The organism is Pseudomonas sp. Mb7, assembly GCF_054790525.1.
In genome coordinates this window covers 6,076,099-6,096,098 of sequence record NZ_CP186501.1, presented here as the reverse complement: position 1 = coordinate 6,096,098, position 20,000 = coordinate 6,076,099, and the positions used below count along the sequence as shown (strand labels likewise).

Below are 20,000 nucleotides of genomic sequence, written 5' to 3'. Positions count from 1 at the left end.
CGTGGGAACGCATCCTGTGACGCTCCGCGTCGCGCATGCAAAGGGACGCGGAGCGTCCAGGGCGGCATTCCCACGCGGAGCGTGGGAACGATCAGGTACTACAAGACCTGACGCAAGAAGGCCTGCGCACGCGGATCCTTCGGCGCATCAAAGAATTCAGCCGGCGCAGCATCTTCCAGCAGCTTGCCGTGATCGAAAAACAACACCCGATCCGCCACTTCCCGGGCAAAGCCCATTTCGTGGGTCACGCAGACCATGGTCATGCCTTCCACGGCCAGGTTCTTCATCACATCCAGCACCTCGCCGACCATTTCCGGGTCGAGCGCCGAGGTTGGCTCATCGAACAGCATGACCTTCGGCTCCATCGCCAGCGCTCGGGCAATCGCCACGCGCTGTTGCTGACCACCGGACAGGCGTGACGGAAATTCGTTGGTCTTCTGCGCAATCCCGACCTTTTGCAGCAACTCCATCGCCTTGGCTTCGCGCTCTTGCTTGCCGCGCTTGCGCACGACTTTCTGCGCCAGACAGAGGTTTTCCAGCACGGTCATGTGCGGGAACAGGTTGAAATGCTGGAACACCATGCCGACTTCGCGGCGGTAGGCGTTGACGTCGGTTTTCGGGTCGGCCAATTGCAGGCCGTCGATGCTCACCGAGCCGGAATCGAATTGTTCCAGGCCATTGAGGCAACGCAGGAAGGTCGACTTGCCGGAACCCGACGGGCCGATCACCACCAGCACTTCGCCTTTGGCGACCGTGGTGCTGACGTTATCCACCGCGCGCACCACTTGCCCACGGGTGTCGAAGACTTTTACCAGATCGCGGACTTCAATCACTTTGCGCGAGCCTCCGCTCAAGCCGGCTGGCGATTTTCGACAGCGGCAGGTTGATCAACAGGTACAGACCGGCGACGCAGAACAAAATCTCGAACGGCGAGAACGAGGTGGTGATGACCTCGCGGCCGCTTTTTAACAGTTCGGTGATGGCGATCACCGACACCAGCGAGGTGTCCTTGACCAGACTGATGAATTGCCCGGCCAGCGGCGGCAGCACTCGTTTCAGCGCTTGCGGCAACACCACGTGACGCATCGATTGACCGGCACTCAGACCGAGCGAGCGCGCCGCTTCATTCTGGCCACGGGCAATCGATTGCACGCCGGAGCGGATGATCTCCGCCACGTAGGCGCCAGTGAACAGCGACAGCGCGGCGATCCCGGCGAACTCGCGGGACAGGTTCATCACCGTGCCGATGAAGAAGTAGAAAATGAAGATCTGCACCAGCAACGGCGTACCGCGCACCAGTTCGACGTAGATCGTCGAGAGGTCGCGCAGGGTCGGGTTGTTCGACAGCCGACAGAGGCCGGTGACCAGACCGATCAGCAAACCCAGGACACCGGAAACCACTGACAGCCAAAGCGTGGTCCACAGCCCCCACAACAGCGGGCCTGCTGCCCAATGCCGAGTCACGCCCACGACGTCGCCTTCGGCGACATCGTCGCCCTGAGCGAATTGCAGGCTGTTCTCGTCGACAGTCAGGTGCTGCTCGTCACCGGCGTCGTTGCGCAGGGTGACTTGCGCGCTGCTGCCCTTGCGCACCAGTTCGGTGACGGTGGAGATGTCGGTGGCACGCTGGGTTTCCTCGGCCTGATAGGCGAAGTACTGCGGCACACGGTTCCAGCGCCATTCGTAGGACATCAGCGACGTCGCGTAATACAACGCGCCCGCCAGGCCGACCAGCACCAGCACGGTGAGGACGTGCCAGGGCCATTGGGCTTTTTTCTGTTTCATTGCAGGTTCTCGGATGATCGTTCCCACGCTCTGCGTGGGAATGCCGCTCGGGACGCTCTGCGTCCCTGCCTGTTCGTGACGCGGAGCGTCACAGGATGCGTTCCCACGCGGAGCGTGGGAACGATCAGCGGATGCGCGTTATTCCATGTCCTTGAGCCACTCGGTGCTCTTGAACCACTTGTCATGGATGCGATCGTAGGTGCCGTCTTCGTGGATCTGGTGCAGGAAGTTGTTGATGAAGTTGAGGCTGTCGTAGTCACCTTTCTTCAAACCGAACGCCAATGGCTCGTAGGTGAACGGTTTGTCGAGGAACACCAGTTTGCCGGCGCCGACCTTGGTCACCGCAACGACGTTGTACGGGGCGTCATAGATAAAGGCGTCAGCCTTGCCGTTGACCACGTCAAGCACGGCTTCCTGCTCGTTGTCGTAGCCGTGGTACTTGGCTTTGGAGATCAGCTTCTTGGCGACCATTTCGCCGGTGGTGCCGAGCTTGGAGGTGATGCGGTAGTCTGCTGTGTTCAGGTCTTTGTAGGACTTGATGGTGCCTTCCAGTTCCTTGCGGATCAGCAGGGTCTGGCCGACCACGATGAACGGTTCGCTGAAGTTCAGGCGCAGGTTGCGTTCCTGAGTCAGGGTCATGCCGCTACCGATCATGTCGAACTTGTCGGTCATCAGCGCCGGGATGATGCCGTCGTAACCGGTGGAAACCAGTTCCAGCTTGACGCCCATGGCCTTGGACATGGCTTTGAGGATATCGACTTCGAAGCCGATGATTTCGCCGCGCTTGTTGGTCATTTCGAACGGCATGTAGGTCGGATCCATACCGACTTTCAACGTGCCGCGCTTGACCGCGTCATCGATCGCACCGGCCTGCGCCGCATTGACTGCAACCAGTGCCGTGACGCCGACCAGCAGCATCGACAGATACTTCTTCATCTTCAAGTCCCCAAAACCATTGCGTTTGCGGCGCGAAAACCAACAGTGACGGGCAAAAAAGCCCGGGTGCGCCAATTCGGGGACGGATGCTAACGCACTCGTTTTTTTGCACAAGGTTTAATGGACGATTTGTTTAACAATCAAGAGCAGACCCTCACCCCAGCCCTCTCCCCGAGGGAGAGGGGGCCGATCGGGGGATGCTTCAGAGGTACGCCGACCTGAATCGGATTTGCCGAATCCATAATCGACTCGATGCTTCAGGTCGACGGATAGCGCCAGACACCTCGGTCGGCCCCCTCTCCCTCTGGGAGAGGGCTGGGGTGAGGGGATTTCGGCGGCCATAAAAAAACCCCGCTGAATCAGCGGGGTTTTTTCATCAGGCCGGCTGAGCCTGCAAGCTCACCGGTCGCAGCGGCAGCAACGGCGCATGCGGATCGGCTTTCACCGACGCGCGCCATGCATCCAGCCACTCGGCGTGACCTTCAGCCCAAACCTGCTCGTGCAGACGCGCCAGCGCTACAGGGTCGCTGAGCAGTTGCAGACGATCATGGTTGTTCAGCCCGGCCGGGCCAACCTTGATCGCGTGGCGCACACGTTCCTGACGCAACCACTCGATCGGCTCGGCCTGACCGTGACGGGAGGTCGCCAGCGAGCACGCCAAAGCGTTCTGCTGTGGATCGACCACCGCGCGGACAAAGCCGTCGTTGAGGGCGTGGTAACGATTTTCGTGGGTGTACTGATCAGTGGCCAGCAGCGCCTGCGGTGGATTGTATTCCTCAGGGATGAGGAACAGGCTCTCGTCACGGGACTTCAGGCCCAGACCGACACGGCTGGAGATCACCGACACCGGGATCGACAGCATCAGCGAACCGACGATCGGCACCAGCCACCAGAGGAAGCTCGGGTTCAACCAGATCACCAGCAGCGCCCAGCAGAAGCCCAACAGGGTCTGCGGGCCGTGGCGTTTGACCGCTTCGCTCCAAGGCGTCGAGTCGTCATCACGCTGCGGCGAGTTCCAGGTCGCGGCCCAGCCAAGGAACGCGGCGAGGACGAAACGGGTGTGGAAAATCATCCGCACCGGCGCCAGCAGCATGGAGAACAACATCTCCAGCAGCATCGACAGGGTCACTTTGAACTTGCCGCCGAACTCTTTCGCGCCCTTGGCCCAGATCAGAATGATGCTCAACAGTTTCGGCAGGAACAGCAGCACGATGGTCGTCGAGAACAGCGCGATCGCCTTGTCCGGGTGCCATTGTGGCCACAGCGGATAGAGCTGACGCGGTTCGAGGAAGTACTGCGGCTCCATCAGCGTGTTCACCGCCAGCAGCGCGGTCGACAACACCAGGAAGAAGAACCACAACGGCGCCGACAGGTACGACATTACGCCCGTCAGGAACACCGCACGGTGCACCGGGTGCATGCCTTTAACCAGGAACAGGCGGAAATTCATCAGGTTGCCGTGGCACCAGCGACGGTCACGCTTAAGTTCGTCGAGCAGGTTCGGCGGCAGTTCTTCGTAGCTGCCCGGCAGGTCGTAGGCAATCCACACGCCCCAACCGGCACGGCGCATCAGCGCGGCTTCAACGAAGTCGTGAGACAGAATCGCACCGGAGAACGCACCTTTACCCGGCAACGGCGCCAGGGCGCAGTGGTCGATAAACGGCTTCATGCGGATGATCGCGTTGTGACCCCAGTAATGGGATTCACCCAACTGCCAGAAGTGCAGACCGGCGGTGAACAGCGGGCCGTAAACGCGGGTGGCGAACTGCTGCATACGCGCATACAGGGTGTCCATGCCCGACGCACGCGGCGCGGTCTGGATGATCCCTGCGTCCGGCGTGGCTTCCATCAAGCGCACCAGACTGGTCAGGCACTCGCCGCTCATTACCGAGTCGGCGTCGAGCACGACCATGTACTTATAGTCACCGCCCCAACGACGGCAGAAGTCGTCAAGGTTGCCGCTCTTGCGTTTCACACGACGGCGACGACGGCGATAGAAGATCTTGCCGAAGCCTTTGGCCTCGCGGCAGACGTCCAGCCAAGCCTGTTGCTCGGCCACGCAAATGTCGGTGTCGTTACTGTCACTGAGGACGAAGAAGTCGAAACGATCCAGATCACCGGTGGCAGCGACCGACTCGAACGTTGCGCGCAGACCGGCGAATACGCGCGGTACGTCTTCGTTGCAGATCGGCATCACCAGCGCGGTACGCGCGTCTTTGGCAATCGGCTCGTTGCCGGCGCTTTTGCCGGAGATACGGTATTTATCGTGACCGGTGAGCAACTCGAGGAAGCCCATCAACGCCGTCCAGAAACCCGCCGATACCCAGCAGAACAGAATCCCGAACAGAATCAGGATGCTGGTTTGCAGCGCATACGGCAGCACTTGCGTGGCGGTTTGCAGCAGCGGTTGATGCAGGACTTCTTCGAGATCAACGAACGACCAGCCCTGGTACGGCATGATGCCTTTCATGTACCAGCCGGCGACGATGGTCTGGCCGAGCATCAGCAGCAACAGAATGTAGCGACGAATCGAACCAACGGTGCGCCAGCGCGCGGCCGGCAGGACGTTTTCGTCTTTCGGCGGCTGCGGCGGGTTGGTGCGACCGGTCATGCGGCGCCAGCCACGCACCAGAATATTGGTACGCCATGGCTCCGGCACGACTTTGGTCCGACGGATCGGCGGCGTTGCCTTCAGGCTGACGCGACCGCTGGCGTCGAGCACCAGCATCTCCGCGTCTTCAAGTTCTTCGGCGGTGCTCAGGGTCAGGCGCTTGCCCACCGAAGCCTGGGCGGCTTCGGCAGGGGCGTCGAACGTCGCGGACGACAGGCGTTCATGCAGCTCGCTGAACGACTGGCAGCCCGCGAGTTCCGCGCGCTGCTCGTCGGTCATCGGCAGATGCGCCAGATACTCGGACAGAGTCTCTGGCTGTACTTGAGAGTTACTCATCGGCAGGCAACTGATAGCTCCAGGTCTCGGTCAGGACTTCTTCAGTCGGTGCCGATTCCGGTGTGGCTGGGGCCGCGTCGGCAGCAACAGGCTGCTTGGCGTCTTTGTTGGCCTTGTCCTTGGCATCTGCAGCTGGCTTGGCGTCGGCCTGTTTGGCCTCGGCGGCTTTGGCTTCCTTGTCGATTTTCTCTTGTTGCTTGGCGGCAACCTTGTCGGCCTTGGCAACGGACGAGTTGGACGCCGGCACCGAAGACTTGGCCAGATCGGCCGTGACGATTGGCTGCACCAGAGCGGCACGCATCTCGGTCGACTTGCTCGCGTCCTTGATCTTCATGCGCAGCGTCAAGCGCCAGCCTTTGGTTTCCGGGTTGTAGCGCACGCTGTTTTCAACCAGTTCGGCGTTGTCGCCGACACTGACCTGACTACGCACGTCGGCATCCGGTGCCAAGGCCGCCAGCGATGGACCTTCGAAGTCGACCAAGTAGGCAACGCTGCCATCCGGCTGACGGATCAGGTTCGACTGTTTGACGTCACCGGTCGAACGCAGAGTCTGCGATACCCAGGCGCTGTCCGGCGCGTGAATCGCCGCTTCGTCCATAGTCCAGTGCATCCGGTAGGCGAAGTCCAGTGGCTGGCCCGGCTCGGGCATTTTTTCCGGGCTCCAGAACGCAACGATGTTGTCGTTGGTTTCGTCGGCGGTCGGAATTTCTACCAGATCAACGGTGCCTTTGCCCCACTCGCCCTTCGGCTCGATCCAGGCGCTTGGGCGCTTGTCGTAGCGGTCATCGAGGTCTTCGTAGTGGCTGAAGTCGCGACCACGCTGCAGCAGACCGAAGCCACGCAGGTTCTCGACGCTGAAGTTGCTTACGGCCAGGTGTTTCGGGTTGTTCAGTGGACGCCAGATCCACTCGCCGTTACCGGCATGGATCGACAGACCGCTGGAGTCGTGCAGTTCACGACGGTAGTTGAGGACTTTCGACGGCTGGTTGGCACCGAACAGGAACATGCTGGTCAGCGGTGCGATACCCAGTTTACCGACCTTGTCACGCAGGAACATCTGCGCCTTGACGTCGACAATGGTGTCGCTGCCCGGACGCAGGATCAGACGGTAGGCACCGGTAGCACGCGGCGAATCCAGCAGGGCGAAGATCACCAGGTGCTTGTCACCCGGCTTCGGCTGTTGAATCCAGAACTCGCGAAAACGTGGGAACTCTTCACCCGACGGCAGCGCGGTATCAATCGCCAGGCCACGGGCCGAGAGGCCGTAGGTGTGGCCCTTGCCGACAACGCGGAAGTAACTCGCGCCGAGCATGGTCATGATTTCGTCTTGCTTGTCGGCCTTGTTGATCGGGTACAGCACACGGAAACCGGCATAACCCAGTTGTTCGGTGGCTTTCGGATCGAATTTCAGGTCGCCGAAATCGAATCGGGTCGGATCGTATTTGATCTCTTCGACGGTGTTCGCTGTGATTTCGTTGATTTTCACCGGTGTATCGAAGTGCATACCCTGGTGATAAAAGGACAGTTTGAACGGGGTCTTCTGATCAGCCCACTCAGCCTTTTCGGTGAGGAAGCGGATTTTCTGATAGTCCGCGAACTTCATGTCGCGGAATTCGTTCGGCAGGTTGCTGCGCGGGGCTTCGAACTTCTGCCCGGCCAGCTCTTTGGCCTTGGCCGATACATCGTCAAGATTGAACGCCCAAAGCTGACCGGCGCTGAGCAGGCACAGGAGCGCCGAACCCGCTACCAGGGCACTTCGCATGCGTTTGGCAGACATTTTTGCTGCATTACAGGGACTAACAATCACGAGCAACCCTCGCCGAAAACAGATCAAAAAACCAACGGCCAGATGAAGTGCCTGTGAGGCTTTCGGCAGTGAAAAGCCGACCTTCCAGAGCACCCTTGCCAAGTTGGCGAGCATTGTTCCGACTCCGCTGGGGCAAAATGATTCCCCAATCGGATCCAGACAAGTCTCTACCTAAGTCAAAAATGAATCAGCGAACGCTGATCCCAGTGCGCGCGATTATCTAGTAGCCCGCATGACAACGCATCAGGGGTAACAAAGTATTTATCGCGAAAACACCCTAAAAACAGTCGAAATTTCCTAAAAAGGTGTTTCAAGCGCTTTCAGGTCTGTAACAAAAAGGTAACCGGGCCATCGTTGACCAAATGCACCTGCATATCGGCGCCGAATCTACCTGATGCCACAGTGCCATGCACCTGTTTCGCACTGCTTAATAGATAGTCGAACAATTCCTCGCCCAAGGCCGGAGGCGCGGCCGTCGAAAAGCTCGGGCGCAACCCGCTTTTGGTGTCGGCCGCGAGGGTGAACTGCGAGACCAGCAGCAACCCGCCACCGACATCGGCGAGGGACAAGTTCATCTTGCCCTCCGCATCACTGAATACCCGATAGTTAAGCAGTTTATGCAGAAGTTTGTCGGCGCTGGTACGCGTGTCGTCGGGTTCGACCGCCACCAGCACCAGCAAACCGTGATCCACCGCGCCAACCACTTCGCCGGCGACTTCAACCCGCGCACCGCGTACGCGCTGTAACAGCCCCTTCATGCTTCTTCAGGCGGCAGGTCGAGCAGGCGCCGGGCCATGTTGCCCGCGGCGCGTACCAGTGCATCGGTGATGCCCGGTTCAGAGGCCGCGTGGCCGGCATCACGGATCACCTGCAGTTCGCTGTTCGGCCAGGCCTGATGCAATTCCCAGGCGTTGTCGAGCGGGCAAATCACGTCGTAACGACCGTGAATGATCACACCCGGCAAATGGGCGATCTTGCCCATGTCGCGGATCAGCTGGTTCGGCTCAAGGAAGGCATTGTTGGTGAAGTAATGGCACTCGATCCGCGCAATCGACAGTGCGCGCTGCGGTTCGGAGAAGCGATCGACCACCAACGGGTTCGGCCGCAGGGTTGCAGTACGACCTTCCCAGGTCGACCAGGCTTTGGCCGCGTGCATCTGGGCGATCTGGTCGTTGCCGGTCAGGCGCTTGTGGAATGCGCTGAGCAGGTCATCGCGCTCGTCCAGCGGAATTGGCGCGATGTAGTCCTGCCAGTAATCAGGGAACAGACGGCTGGCACCGGCCTGATAGAACCATTCGATTTCCTGCGGACGGCAGAGAAAGATCCCGCGCAGGATCAGACCGTGCACACGCTCCGGGTGGGTTTGTGCGTAAGCCAGCGCCAAGGTCGACCCCCACGAACCGCCAAACAGCACCCATTTATCGATGCCTAGGTGTTTGCGGATGCGCTCAAGGTCGGCGACCAGATCCCAGGTGGTGTTGTTTTCCAGGCTGGCGTGCGGCGTGGAGCGTCCGCAACCGCGCTGGTCGAAGGTGACAATGCGATACAGGTTCGGATCGAAATAGCGACGGCTCTGCGCGTCGCAACCGGCGCCGGGGCCGCCGTGGATGAACACAACCGGCAAACCCTCCGGTGAACCGCTTTCGTCGACGTACAGCGTATGGGTGTCATCGACAGCCAGATCGTGCCGGGCGTGAGGTTTGATCTGCGGAAACAAAGTCTGCATTGCGCGCTCCGTAAGGGGTCGAGGTCATCCCTGGGGGGACTTCTATTATTCTGCCGTTGGGCATCATAAACCCGATTTACGTCAATGAGCATGTCCTCGGCGCTTCGAAATACGATGAAAATCAATGGACACAATAATGTCCGCACAGGACGACCTGGTCTGCCAGCAATGCTTTCAAACTATAAGCTCTCTTAAACCAATCTTTTGCGTATAAAAACAACAGCGCCTATCACATTACCATCTCCGCAACAACTGTCAGGCTTATCAGTAGACACTTCATACTCAGCCAACTTTAATCATGTCGTTCAACAACTGTTTTAACTGACAGGATAAAAATGGATGCCCTATGAATACGCCAAACGACCAAGCCCTTGCCAAAGAGTTTTTTACCGCCACGCTAATTTATCCAAAGGAAGAGAAAGCATTCAAAGCCAGCAATGTAAGTATTACTGATGATACTACGGAGTCAGGTGTGAAGTGCTGGACAATCACGGCATCTGAGTACACCAAAGATGAAAAGGACGGCACCGTTGAAATCCACACTCTCTTACTCTATATAAAAAAGGCCAGCGCCGATCACTCGTTCAACGGCAAGACCGCTCTGGGTCCGGCATTGGCCTTCCCGGACTTCAAGGAAGACAGCGCAGGCTACTACATACTCAAAGACAGCCCGGACGATCAGGATGATGACTTTGATTCCATCCTCGACTCACCTGGAACTGAAGGTGAACTTACCTATTCCCAAACCCCCGATAGCAAGTTCTACATGGGGTCCTTTAGTTTTATTGTAAAAAACCCGGATAACACACAGCACACTATAAAAGGTGAATTCAATATCAGGAACGCCGCCGCACATGTTATTTAAAATACAAGGTCGGTATTTGCTGTAGTCCCGCCCCCTCATTCGGCAGTGGAATAATGATCGCGCTTTTGCGCGCGATCATTACACATTGGATCAACAGGTGCCTTTCCCCCAATTTAGCAGGCCTTGCAAAAGCTCCTTGAGCACCACCCGCGTCGGCTCGGCCAGATCGGCGCGATAGCGGAACGGCTCGAACTCTTCCATGTAGGTGCTCTGGCACAACTCCAGTTGCACGGCGTGGATGTTCTCGGCCGGGTTGCCGTAGTGACGGGTGATGTGGCCGCCCTTGAAGCGTCCGTTGAGCACGTGGCTGTATTGGTCGTGAAGCGCGCAGATCGCTTCAAGTTGCGTGGCCAATTGCGGATCACAACTGGCGCCATTGAAGGTGCCGAGGTTGAAGTCCGGTAGTTTGCCGTCGAACAGGTGCGGGATGATCGAGCGGATCGAGTGCGCGTCGAACAGCAGCGCGTAGCCGAATTCGGCTTTCAATCGCGCCAGTTCTTCCTGAAGCGTGCGGTGGTAAGGCGTCCAGATCTGCTCCAGGTAGATTGCGCGTTCCTCTTTCGACGGCTCATGGCCTTCACGGAACAACGGGATGCCATCGAACAGCGTCGCAGGGTGCAGACCGGTGGTGGCACCGGCGTACAGCGGTTTGTCGTCGGACGGACGATTCAGGTCAATCACAAAACGCGAATACTCGGCGGCCAAGGTGCTGGCGCCCAGTTCTTCAGCAAAGTCGTAAAGCTGGGGGATATGCCAGTCAGTGTCCGGCAGGCTTTTCGCGTCCGGGATGAGTCCGGCCTCCACCGCCGGGGTCAGGCGCACACCGGCATGCGGCATGCTGATCAGCAGCGGCACGCGACCTTGTTTGAAGTTCAGAACCTTATCCACAACCGCCCTCCTACAGATTTGATTCGACGCCGTGACGCACGACGCGTTTATCCAGATCACCACCGAGCCAATAGGCCAGATCCGCCGGGCGATCGATTTGCCAGGCAACAAAGTCCGCGACCTTGCCGACTTCCAGCGAACCGTGGGTGTCGGCCATGCCCAGCGCTTGTGCGGCGTGAATGGTCGCGCCGGCCAGGGCTTCTTCCGGGGTCATGCGGAAGCAAGTGCAGGCCATGTTCAGCATCAGGCGCAGCGACAGCGCCGGCGAGGTGCCGGGGTTGAGATCGCTGGCGATGGCGATTTTCACCTTGTGCTTGCGCAAGGCGTCCATCGGCGGCAACTGGGTTTCACGCAGGAAGTAGAACGCGCCCGGCAACAGCACCGCGACGGTGTCGGATTTGGCCATGGCAATGGCGTCAGCCTCGTCCATGAACTCCAGGTGATCGGCAGACAACGCCTTGTATCGCGCGGCGAGGCTTGAGCCGTGCAGCGATGACAGCTGTTCGGCATGCAGCTTCACTGGCAGGCCGAGTTTTTGCGCGGCGATGAACACACGCTCGACCTGTTCAGGGGAGAACGCCAGGTATTCGCAGAAGGCATCTACGGCATCGACCAGACCTTCGGCGGCCAACGCTGGCAGCATCTGAGTGCAGATCAGATCGATGTAATCGTCGGCGCGATCCTTGTACTCCGGTGGCAACGCGTGGGCGGCGAGGCAGGTGCTGCGCACGCTGATCGGCAACTCTTTGGCCAAGCGCCGGATGACCCGGAGGATCTTGCGTTCATTGGCCAGATCGAGGCCGTAGCCCGATTTCATTTCGACCGTGGTCACGCCGTCGCGCATCAGGCTTTTCAGGCGTTTGGCGGCGCTGGCGAACAACTCGTCTTCCGTCGCTTCACGCGTCGCGCGCACGGTGCTGGCGATGCCGCCGCCCGCCGCCGCGATTTCCGCGTAGCTGACGCCTTGCAGTCGCTTTTCAAATTCGCCACTGCGGTTACCACCGAACACCGTGTGGGTGTGGCAGTCGATCAGACCGGGGGTGACCCATGCGCCTTGCAAGTCGTTGACCGCCGGGTATTCGCCGGACGGCAATTGATTGCGCGGGCCGATCCACTCGATGTGCGCACCGGACGTCACGATGGCCGCATCCTCGATGATCGAGTAGACGCCTTGCGCCATGGTTGCGACGTGGCAGTGTTGCCAGAGGGTTTTCACTGTTGGCCTCCGTTGGGGTTGGTGATCGTTCCCACGCTCTGCGTGGGAATGCAGCCGTGACGCTCCGCGTCACTGGACGCGGAGCGTCCCTTGAGGCATTCCCACGCAGAGCGTGGGAACGATCAGTGTGTAGGGTTAAAGGCTAGGCAAAAGCTTTGCCGAAACCAGCTCAGTCAAACACCTCGAAGCCAACAGTTCAGTCGCCGCATTGATGTCCGGAGCAAAAAACCGGTCCTTCTCATAGAACGGCACTTCCTTACGCAAAATCGCCCGCGCCTGCTCCAGCTTCGCCGAGGTCTTCAGACCGTTACGCAGATCCAGACCCTGCACCGCCGCTAGCCATTCCACCGCGAGAATCCCGCGAGTGTTTTCAGCCATTTCCCACAGACGCTTGCCGGCCGCCGGGGCCATCGACACATGGTCTTCCTGGTTGGCCGAGGTCGGCAGGCTGTCGACCGAGTGCGGATGGGACAGCGCCTTGTTCTCGCTGGCCAATGCTGCCGCAGTCACCTGGGCAATCATGAAGCCGGAGTTCACCCCACCATTGGCGACGAGGAACGGCGGCAGTTGCGACATGTGCTTGTCCATCATCAGCGAGATGCGCCGTTCGCTCAGCGAGCCGATTTCGGCGATGGCCAGGGCCATGTTGTCAGCAGCCATGGCCACCGGTTCGGCGTGGAAGTTGCCGCCGGAAATCACATCGCCTTCAGCGGCGAAGACCAGCGGGTTATCCGATACGGCGTTGGCTTCGACGGCCAGCACTTCAGCAGCCTGACGAAACTGCGTCAGGCAAGCGCCCATGACTTGCGGCTGGCAACGCAGCGAATATGGATCCTGAACCTTCTCGCAGTTCTGGTGCGAGTCAGAGACTTCGCTGCGCTCACCGAGCAGATCGCGGTAAGCGGCAGCAGCGTCGATCTGACCTTTCTGGCCACGTGCGGCGTGAATGCGTGCATCGAACGGCGAACGCGAACCCAATACCGCTTCAACCGTCAGACCGCCCAGCGCGAGCGCGCCGGCAAACAGGTCCTCACCTTCGAACAAACCACGCAGAGCAAACGCGGTAGAAACCTGAGTACCGTTAAGCAGCGCCAGACCTTCTTTCGCCGCCAGCGTCAGCGGCGTCAGGCCAGCCACTTTCAGCGCTTCGGTGGCTTCCATCCACTCACCCTTGTAGCGCGCCTTGCCTTCACCCAGCAGCACCAGCGACATATGCGCCAATGGCGCGAGGTCACCCGATGCACCTACCGAACCTTTCAGTGGAATGTGCGGATAGACCTCGGCATTGATCAGGGCGATCAGCGCATCAATCACTACGCGGCGGATGCCGGAGAAACCACGGCTGAGGCTGTTGACCTTGAGCACCATGATCAGCCGCACCAGTTCGTCGCTGATCGGCTGACCGACACCCGCAGCGTGGGACAACACCAACGAGCGCTGGAGGTTTTCCAGGTCTTCGCTGGCGATGCGCGTCGAAGCGAGCAAGCCGAAACCAGTGTTGATGCCGTACGCGGGGCGATTCTCGGCGAGGATCTGCTCGACGCAGGCGACGCTGGCTTCGATCTGTGCCGAGGCGCTGTTGTCGAGAGTCAGCTTGACCGGGTTCTGGTAGACGTCACGCAGTTGGGCCAGGCTCAGTTGGCCGGGAATCAGGTTCAGCGCAGTCATTTTGTGCTCCTTTTGAGAGTTTGTTATTAACTCGCCAGACGCTCCGGAGATGTCCGTTGTCCGTCGCGTCTCGCCTTTTGGGGAGTCGCGCCTTGGCACGCTGGCGTGGGTATTGTCAGTGCAGATTCGGTAATACGTTGTGCAGCGTATTCGGGTTTTTCAGAACGCTCGCAGCGGCAGCGATATCCGGCGCCAGCCAGCGATCCTGGTCGTAGGCCGGAACCGTTTCGCGCAGCAGTCGCCACGCGCGGTCAGTGCCCACGCCAAAGCGCTGTTCCTTGAGGAATTCAAACGCCTGCGCCGCCAGCAGATATTCGATAGCGAGTATCTGTGTACAGTTTTCCAGGGCGCGGTGCAGCTTCAGCGCGGCGTTGGTGCCCATGCTCAAGTGGTCTTCCTGCAGGCCCGAGGTAATGTAGTTATCGAGCACCGCCGGTTGCGCCAATTGACGGTTTTCCGCACACAGTGACGCGGCGACGTATTGCACGATCATCATCCCGGAATTAACCCCAGGATTGGCCACCAGAAATGCCGGCAGACCGCTAACGTGCGGGTTCACCAGACGATCGAGGCGACGCTCGGCAATCGAGCCGATTTCGGCCATGGCAATCGCCAGCAAATCCGCCGCCATCGCCACCGATTGCCCGTGTGGGTTGGCTTGCGACATCACCCGGAAATTGTCCGGCGTGCCCAGCAGGAGCGGGTTATCAGTGCAGCCGTTGAGTTCGGCTTCGACCTGTTTGATCGCATGTTCCAATTGATCGCGTGCAGCGCCGTGCACCTGCGGGATCGAACGGATACTCAGCGCATCTTGAGTACGGATGCCCTTGCTCGACGCAATTACTTCACTGCCATCGAGCAACGCACGCAGATTGATGCCGACCTGCTGCATGCCCGGGTGCGGTTTCAGCGCGATGATCTCAGCGTCGAACGCATCGATCTGGCCGCGCTGGGCTTCGAAACTCATTGCGCCGATGACGTCGGCCCATTGCACCAACCGCGTTGCGTCGGCAATCGCCAGACAGCTGAGGCCGGTCATGCACGGCGTGCCGTTGACCAGGCACAAACCGTCCTTCGCACCCAGTTGCACCGGCTTCAAGCCTTCTTCAGCCAATGCCTGTTGCGCCGAGGTGATCTGGCCGCGATAGCTGACATTACCGACGCCGAGCAACGCGATGCCGATGTGCGCCATGTGCGTCAGATAACCCACCGAACCTTGCGACGGCACTTGCGGAGTGATGCCGCGATTGAGCAGCGTCAGCAGGCCTTCGACGACCCGGCGATGGATGCCGGATTTGCCGTGGCTGTAGTTGTGAATCGCCGCGCAGATGATCGCGCGAGTCTGCTCATCGGGCAGCACCGGGCCGACGCCGCAGGCATGGCTAAGCAAGGTGTTGCGCGAGAGCTGGCTGAGTTGCTCGTCTTTGAGCGAGACGTTGGACAAACCGCCCAGACCGGTGTTGACGCCATAGGCGCGCTCGCCGCTGGCGACGATGCGCTGAACGATGCCTTGGGCGTTTTCGATGCGCGCCCAGATGTCGCTGGACAGTTCCAGAGGCGCGCCGTGACGGGCGACGGCGACCACGTCCTGCCAACGCAGGGGGCTGCCGGTGATAACGATTTTTTCAGCCTGGGACATCTAAAAAACCTCTTGAACAAGATCGTTCCCACGCTCTGCGTGGGAATGCCGCCTGGGACGCTCCGCGTCCCGACTTCTGCTCTGTGCAGGGTGACGCGGAGCGTCACGGGATGCATTCCCACGCAGAGCGTGGGAACGAGCGTCAGACCACCGCCGCCCGCCGCTGCACAAACCGGTCAACGTACTCATCCGCCGGCGAATGCAGAATCTCGCGTGGCGTGCCGACCTGAATCAGCCGGCCATCCTTGAGAATCGCGATGCGGTTGCCGATACGCACCGCCTCATCGAGGTCATGGGTGATGAAGACGATGGTCTTGTGCAGGGTCTTTTGCAGCTCCAGCAACTGGTCCTGCATCTCCGCGCGAATAAGTGGATCCAGCGCACTGAACGCTTCGTCCATCAGGATGATGTCGGTGTCCGCCGCCAAGGCGCGGGCCAGGCCGACACGCTGACGCATGCCGCCGGAGAGCTGGTGCGGGTATTTGTTTTCGTAGCCTTTGAGGCCCACGGTGTTGATCCAGTGCAGCGCGCGTTCCGAGCACATCTGCTTGCTCTCGCCACGCACTTTCAGGCCGTAGGCGACGTTGTCGAGCACGCTCTTGTGCGGCAGCAGGCCGAAGCTCTGGAACACCATGCTGATCTTGTGCCGGCGAAATTCGCGCAGGGCGTCCATGTCGTATTGCAGGATGTCCACACCGTCGACGAGGATCGCGCCGCTGGTCGGGTCGATCAGGCGGTTGAAGTGACGCACCAGCGTCGACTTGCCCGAGCCGGACAGGCCCATGATCACGAAGATCTCGCCGGTGCCGATGCTCAGCGACAGGTCGTTAACGCCGACTACGCAACCGGTTTCGTTCAGCACCTGATCCTTGGTCTTGCCCTGGCCGACCATGGCCAGCGCTTCTTTGGCGCGGTTGCCGAAAATCTTGAAGACGTTTTTGACTTCGATCTTGCTCACGGTTGCGTTGCTCATTTGCTCACCTCATGCCGTGGCCGACCGTACGCCTGAGTAATGCGGTCGATGACCACTGCGAGAATCACGATCGCCAGACCGGCTTCGAGGCCGCGTCCAACGTTGAGAGTCTGAATCCCCACCAGCACATCTTCACCCAGACCTCGGGCACCGATCATCGAAGCGATCACTACCATCGACAGGGCCATCATGGTGGTCTGGTTGATCCCGGCCATGATGCTTGGCAGGGCCAGCGGCAATTGCACGCCGAACAGTTGCTGCCAGCGGTTGGCGCCGAACGCGTTGATCGCTTCCATCACTTCGCCGTCGACCTGGCGAATACCCAGATCAGTCAGGCGAATCAGCGGCGGCGCGGCGTAGATCACCGTGGCGAAAATCGCCGGGACCTTGCCCAGACCGAACAGCATCAGCACCGGGATCAGATACACGAAGCTGGGCATGGTCTGCATGATGTCGAGCAGCGGCATCAGCACCGAACGCAGGCGATTGCTGCGCGCCGAGAGAATCCCCAGCGGGATGCCGATCAGCACCGAAATGATCGTCGCGACCATCATCAGCGCCAGCGTCTGCATGAGCTTGTCCCACAGGCCAACGGCGCCGACGAGGAACAGCAGACCGACGATGACCGCCGTGGTCACCACTTTGCGCGTGGCGTGCCAGGCGACGACACCGACGATCGCCAGCATCAACCACCACGGCGCCGCACGCAGCAGGCCTTCGAGGTTGACGATGGCCCAGAGCAGGGTGTCGGAGATGTGGCGGAACACATCACCGTAGTTGGTGACCAGCGAATCGACCCAACCGTTGACCCAGTCGGCGATGGAAAAGGTAAAGCTTTCGGGAAACATAAGCGGCTCTCAATCAGAAATCTCAATCAAGCGATTACGGCATATCTCCCGGCCAGCCTCACGGTTGACCGGGAGGTATCGACCTACAGCGCCGCGTCGATTTTCTTGGCTGCGTCTGCACTGACCCACGCATGCCAGACCTCAGGATGTTCCTTGAGGAAGATTTTCGCCAGTTTTGGCGACTCGATACGTTCCTTGGCCATGCGGCCCAGGTTCTGGTTCAGAAGGTCGATCGGCAGGTTGACCTTTTCCAGCACGGCGACCAGTTCCGGGGCTTCGTCGTGGAAGGTTTTCGACAGGCCGACCTTGATGCTTACGGTCTTGTCGACGCCGGGTTTTTCTTCCAGTTTCACCGCGTCGATCTGGCCCATCAGCGGGGTTGGCGACCAGTAGTAGAACAGGATCGGCTCGCCGCGCTTGTAGCTCGACAGCACCGCCGCATCCAGCGCCGGGCCTGTGCCCGGGCGGAAGTTGGTGTAGCTGCTTTCGAGGCCATAGCTTTTCAACATTTCGCTGTTATCGAGTTCGCAGGTCCAACCCGCCGGGCAGTTGTAGAAGCGACCCTTGGACGGCTCTTCGGCGTCCTTGAACACGGCAGCGTATTTGCCCAGATCGGCAATGTTTTTCAGGTCCGGGGCTTTCGGCTCAAGCTTGCGCTTGGCGTCGCCTTCAATCACGTAGCGCGGCACGTACCAGCCTTCGACAGCGCCGACAATCGGTGCACCGACACCGACGACCTTGCCGGCCTTCTCGGCCTTGTTCCAGACTTCGCTGCGGCCGACCCACTCTTCGGCGAACACTTGAATATCGTTGCTGCTCAGGGCGTTCTCCATGGTGATGGAGTTGCCCGGGAGGCTGTCGGTCTTGCAGTCGTAACCTTTCTCCAGCACCACTTGCAGCACGTCGGTCAGCAGCATGCCGCTTTCCCAGTTCAGGCCGGCGAATTTCACCGGTTTACCCGATTCGCACCAGCCAGCGGCTTGGGTCGCACCGGCACTGGCCAGCAGGCCCATGGACAGCAGTGTGGTGAGCAGGGTCTTGTTCGATTTCATTGTTTCGACGCTCCTAATCATGAATTGGCTTACGGCAGTCAAGAGGCATCCAGCCCTGTCCACGTCCAATCAGGCCTGCGCCGCAGCGCGACCGGCCCCACTTTTTTCAGGTGGTACAACGCTGTTCTGCTCGACCGGCAGAATCAGTTGATCAGGTACCGCGCTGTGCCATTTTTTTGCGCACACGTAGTAGACGGCAGCCGGCAGCACCAGACCGATGATCCAGGAAATGTCCACATCACCGAGGGCCGCCACCAGCGGGCCGGTGTAGAACTTGGTGGAGATGAACGGCAACTGCACCAGCACACCGAACACATAGACGCTGATGCCGAGCAGGTTCCAGCGGCCATAGCGACCGTTCGGATTGGCCAGCGCCGGCACGTCATAGCGCTCGCGGGTGATGCAGTAGTAATCCACCAGGTTGATCGCGCTCCACGGGGTGAAAAACGCGAGCAGGAACAGGATGAAAGACTTGAACGCACCGAGGAACGAGTGCTGACCAAGCAGTGCAATCAGGGTCGCTGCGCCGACAATCACCAGCACAAACACCAGACGCTGCATGCGCGTAACGGTCAGGTGACCTTTGAAACCACTGATGATGGTCGCGATGCACATGAAGCTGCCGTAGGAGTTCAGCGTCGAGATGGTCACCTTGCCGAACGCGATGCTGAAGTACAGCAGCGCAGCGGTGGCACCGGTGCCGCCCAGACCGACGATGTAAGCCACCTCATGACCGGCGAACTGGCCGTTGGCCGAAGCCGCAGCGAACACACCGAGGATCATCGCCACTTGCGCGCCAACCACTGAACCGGCACCGGCGGCGAAGAAGGTTTTCACCGCCGAGGTGTTGCTCGGCAAGTAACGGGAATAGTCAGCCACGTAGGGGCCGAAAGCGATCTGCCAGGAGGCCGCGAGCGACACCGCGAGCAGGAAGCTGCTCCAGCTGAAATGACGGATTTGCAGGAGTGCGCCGACGTCGGTTTGGCTCATCAAACGCCAGAACAGGAAGACGAAAGCGATCACGCCAATCACGCTGGCAACACGGCCGATCCAGTGGATCACCCGATAACCGAGCACCGTCACCAGCACGATGACGCTGGCAAAAATCAGGATGCCGACGCTGTCACTGACGTTAAACAACTGACCCAACGCTTGACCGGAAAGCACGGTACCCGTCGCGGTGAAACCCAGGTACATCAGGCACACCAGCACGATCGGGATTGCCGCGCCGTAAACGCCAAACTGCACGCGACTGGAGATCATCTGCGGCAGACCCAGTTTCGGCCCTTGCGCAGCGTGCAACGCCATCACCCCGCCGCCGAGCAGTTGGCCGATCAACAGACCGATCAACGACCAGAACACATCACCGCCCAGCACCACGGCCAGGGCCCCGGTGACAATCGCGGTGATTTGCAGATTCGCCCCCATCCACAGGGTGAACTGGCTAAACAGACGACCGTGTCTTTCCGCTTCCGGGATGTAGTCGATCGAACGCTTTTCGATCAACGGTTTGTTGCCTGCACGATCGGTGTTAACAGCCATGATTCAACCTCTGTGGATTGTTCCGGGTTTTGTTCTTTTTTGGCTTTTGCTTTTGTAGGAGTGAGCCTGCTCGCGATTGCGGTGTGTCAGTCAGCACATTTGCCGACT

Annotated in this window: 16 protein-coding genes; 1 reads left to right on the top strand and 15 read right to left on the bottom strand. The window is 59.7% G+C overall.

From position 1 onward, the window contains the following. Window positions 1-98: 98 nt before the first annotated feature. The 7 genes from ACOYXH_RS27610 to pip form a co-directional block, all read right to left on the bottom strand. Window positions 99-833, bottom strand: a complete 735-nt coding sequence (locus ACOYXH_RS27610; protein ID WP_460410113.1) for an amino acid ABC transporter ATP-binding protein — start codon at window positions 831-833, stop codon at window positions 99-101. Continuing rightward, window positions 826-1,785 carry an amino acid ABC transporter permease gene (locus ACOYXH_RS27605; protein ID WP_150794142.1) on the bottom strand — a complete coding sequence of 320 codons (960 nt, stop codon included), beginning with the start codon at window positions 1,783-1,785 and terminating at the stop codon, window positions 826-828. The genes ACOYXH_RS27610 and ACOYXH_RS27605 overlap by 8 nt, the downstream gene beginning before the upstream one ends. A gap of 138 nt (window positions 1,786-1,923) precedes the next feature. Then, entirely contained in the window at window positions 1,924-2,721 is a 798-nt protein-coding gene (locus tag ACOYXH_RS27600; protein ID WP_034152980.1) for a transporter substrate-binding domain-containing protein, read from the bottom strand. Window positions 2,722-3,097: 376 nt separating this feature from the next. After that, complete coding sequence (gene mdoH, locus ACOYXH_RS27595) at window positions 3,098-5,668, bottom strand: glucans biosynthesis glucosyltransferase MdoH (RefSeq protein WP_320413775.1); 2,571 nt, start codon at window positions 5,666-5,668, stop codon at window positions 3,098-3,100. Continuing rightward, a complete protein-coding gene (locus ACOYXH_RS27590; RefSeq protein ID WP_176471276.1) occupies window positions 5,661-7,445 on the bottom strand; it encodes a glucan biosynthesis protein G in 1,785 nt (594 codons plus the stop codon). Before ACOYXH_RS27590 ends, mdoH begins: the two co-directional genes overlap by 8 nt. A 350-nt stretch (window positions 7,446-7,795) precedes the next feature. Continuing rightward, window positions 7,796-8,233 carry a D-aminoacyl-tRNA deacylase gene (gene dtd / locus ACOYXH_RS27585; RefSeq protein ID WP_007909321.1) on the bottom strand — a complete coding sequence of 146 codons (438 nt, stop codon included), beginning with the start codon at window positions 8,231-8,233 and terminating at the stop codon, window positions 7,796-7,798. Beyond that, window positions 8,230-9,201 carry a prolyl aminopeptidase gene (gene pip, locus ACOYXH_RS27580; protein ID WP_008080611.1) on the bottom strand — a complete coding sequence of 324 codons (972 nt, stop codon included), beginning with the start codon at window positions 9,199-9,201 and terminating at the stop codon, window positions 8,230-8,232. The genes dtd and pip overlap by 4 nt, the downstream gene beginning before the upstream one ends. Before the next feature lie 346 nt (window positions 9,202-9,547). Here pip and ACOYXH_RS27575 point away from each other — a divergent pair, with 346 nt between their 5' ends. Beyond that, window positions 9,548-10,066 (top strand): hypothetical protein, encoded by a 519-nt coding sequence (locus ACOYXH_RS27575; RefSeq protein ID WP_095047189.1) that lies wholly within the window; start codon window positions 9,548-9,550, stop codon window positions 10,064-10,066. A 90-nt stretch (window positions 10,067-10,156) separates the two neighbouring features. On the opposite strand, the gene hutG is transcribed toward ACOYXH_RS27575, so the two are convergent. The 8 genes from hutG to ACOYXH_RS27535 all read right to left on the bottom strand — a co-directional run bounded on the left by hutG (window position 10,157) and on the right by ACOYXH_RS27535 (window position 19,892). After that, complete coding sequence (hutG, locus tag ACOYXH_RS27570; protein ID WP_460410112.1) at window positions 10,157-10,954, bottom strand: N-formylglutamate deformylase; 798 nt, start codon at window positions 10,952-10,954, stop codon at window positions 10,157-10,159. 10 nt (window positions 10,955-10,964) lie between these two features. Then, window positions 10,965-12,170 carry an imidazolonepropionase gene (gene hutI / locus ACOYXH_RS27565; protein WP_258709116.1) on the bottom strand — a complete coding sequence of 402 codons (1,206 nt, stop codon included), beginning with the start codon at window positions 12,168-12,170 and terminating at the stop codon, window positions 10,965-10,967. 135 nt (window positions 12,171-12,305) lie between these two features. Continuing rightward, the gene (gene hutH / locus ACOYXH_RS27560) at window positions 12,306-13,838 is read right to left on the bottom strand and encodes a histidine ammonia-lyase (protein ID WP_460410111.1); all 1,533 of its coding nucleotides are present in this window, start codon (window positions 13,836-13,838) and stop codon (window positions 12,306-12,308) included. Window positions 13,839-13,953: 115 nt separating this feature from the next. Further along, window positions 13,954-15,477 carry a histidine ammonia-lyase gene (gene hutH / locus ACOYXH_RS27555; protein ID WP_460410110.1) on the bottom strand — a complete coding sequence of 508 codons (1,524 nt, stop codon included), beginning with the start codon at window positions 15,475-15,477 and terminating at the stop codon, window positions 13,954-13,956. A gap of 142 nt (window positions 15,478-15,619) precedes the next feature. Next, window positions 15,620-16,450 carry a quaternary amine ABC transporter ATP-binding protein gene (locus ACOYXH_RS27550; protein WP_095047184.1) on the bottom strand — a complete coding sequence of 277 codons (831 nt, stop codon included), beginning with the start codon at window positions 16,448-16,450 and terminating at the stop codon, window positions 15,620-15,622. Continuing rightward, window positions 16,447-17,298 carry an ABC transporter permease gene (locus ACOYXH_RS27545; protein WP_007949591.1) on the bottom strand — a complete coding sequence of 284 codons (852 nt, stop codon included), beginning with the start codon at window positions 17,296-17,298 and terminating at the stop codon, window positions 16,447-16,449. Before ACOYXH_RS27545 ends, ACOYXH_RS27550 begins: the two co-directional genes overlap by 4 nt. A gap of 83 nt (window positions 17,299-17,381) precedes the next feature. Beyond that, window positions 17,382-18,350: an ABC transporter substrate-binding protein gene (locus tag ACOYXH_RS27540; RefSeq protein ID WP_095047183.1), complete on the bottom strand. Its 969-nt coding sequence runs from the start codon at window positions 18,348-18,350 to the stop codon at window positions 17,382-17,384. 69 nt (window positions 18,351-18,419) lie between these two features. Further along, entirely contained in the window at window positions 18,420-19,892 is a 1,473-nt protein-coding gene (locus tag ACOYXH_RS27535) for a purine-cytosine permease family protein (RefSeq protein ID WP_095047182.1), read from the bottom strand. Window positions 19,893-20,000 lie beyond the last annotated feature (108 nt).

Excerpts from the sequence above, each read along its gene's own strand:
- ACOYXH_RS27540 (WP_095047183.1), bottom strand. The coding sequence starts at position 18,350 with ATGAAATCGAACAAGACCCTGCTCACCACACTGCTGTCCATGGGCCTG.
- mdoH (WP_320413775.1), bottom strand. The coding sequence starts at position 5,668 with ATGAGTAACTCTCAAGTACAGCCAGAGACTCTGTCCGAGTATCTGGCG.
- ACOYXH_RS27535 (WP_095047182.1), bottom strand. The coding sequence starts at position 19,892 with ATGGCTGTTAACACCGATCGTGCAGGCAACAAACCGTTGATCGAAAAG.
- pip (WP_008080611.1), bottom strand. The coding sequence starts at position 9,201 with ATGCAGACTTTGTTTCCGCAGATCAAACCTCACGCCCGGCACGATCTG.
- ACOYXH_RS27545 (WP_007949591.1), bottom strand. The coding sequence starts at position 17,298 with ATGTTTCCCGAAAGCTTTACCTTTTCCATCGCCGACTGGGTCAACGGT.
- dtd (WP_007909321.1), bottom strand. The coding sequence starts at position 8,233 with ATGAAGGGGCTGTTACAGCGCGTACGCGGTGCGCGGGTTGAAGTCGCC.
- ACOYXH_RS27605 (WP_150794142.1), bottom strand. The coding sequence starts at position 1,785 with ATGAAACAGAAAAAAGCCCAATGGCCCTGGCACGTCCTCACCGTGCTG.
- hutH (WP_460410111.1), bottom strand. The coding sequence starts at position 13,838 with ATGACTGCGCTGAACCTGATTCCCGGCCAACTGAGCCTGGCCCAACTG.
- ACOYXH_RS27590 (WP_176471276.1), bottom strand. The coding sequence starts at position 7,445 with ATGTCTGCCAAACGCATGCGAAGTGCCCTGGTAGCGGGTTCGGCGCTC.
- ACOYXH_RS27550 (WP_095047184.1), bottom strand. The coding sequence starts at position 16,450 with ATGAGCAACGCAACCGTGAGCAAGATCGAAGTCAAAAACGTCTTCAAG.
- hutH (WP_460410110.1), bottom strand. The coding sequence starts at position 15,477 with ATGTCCCAGGCTGAAAAAATCGTTATCACCGGCAGCCCCCTGCGTTGG.
- ACOYXH_RS27575 (WP_095047189.1), top strand. The coding sequence starts at position 9,548 with ATGAATACGCCAAACGACCAAGCCCTTGCCAAAGAGTTTTTTACCGCC.
- ACOYXH_RS27600 (WP_034152980.1), bottom strand. The coding sequence starts at position 2,721 with ATGAAGAAGTATCTGTCGATGCTGCTGGTCGGCGTCACGGCACTGGTT.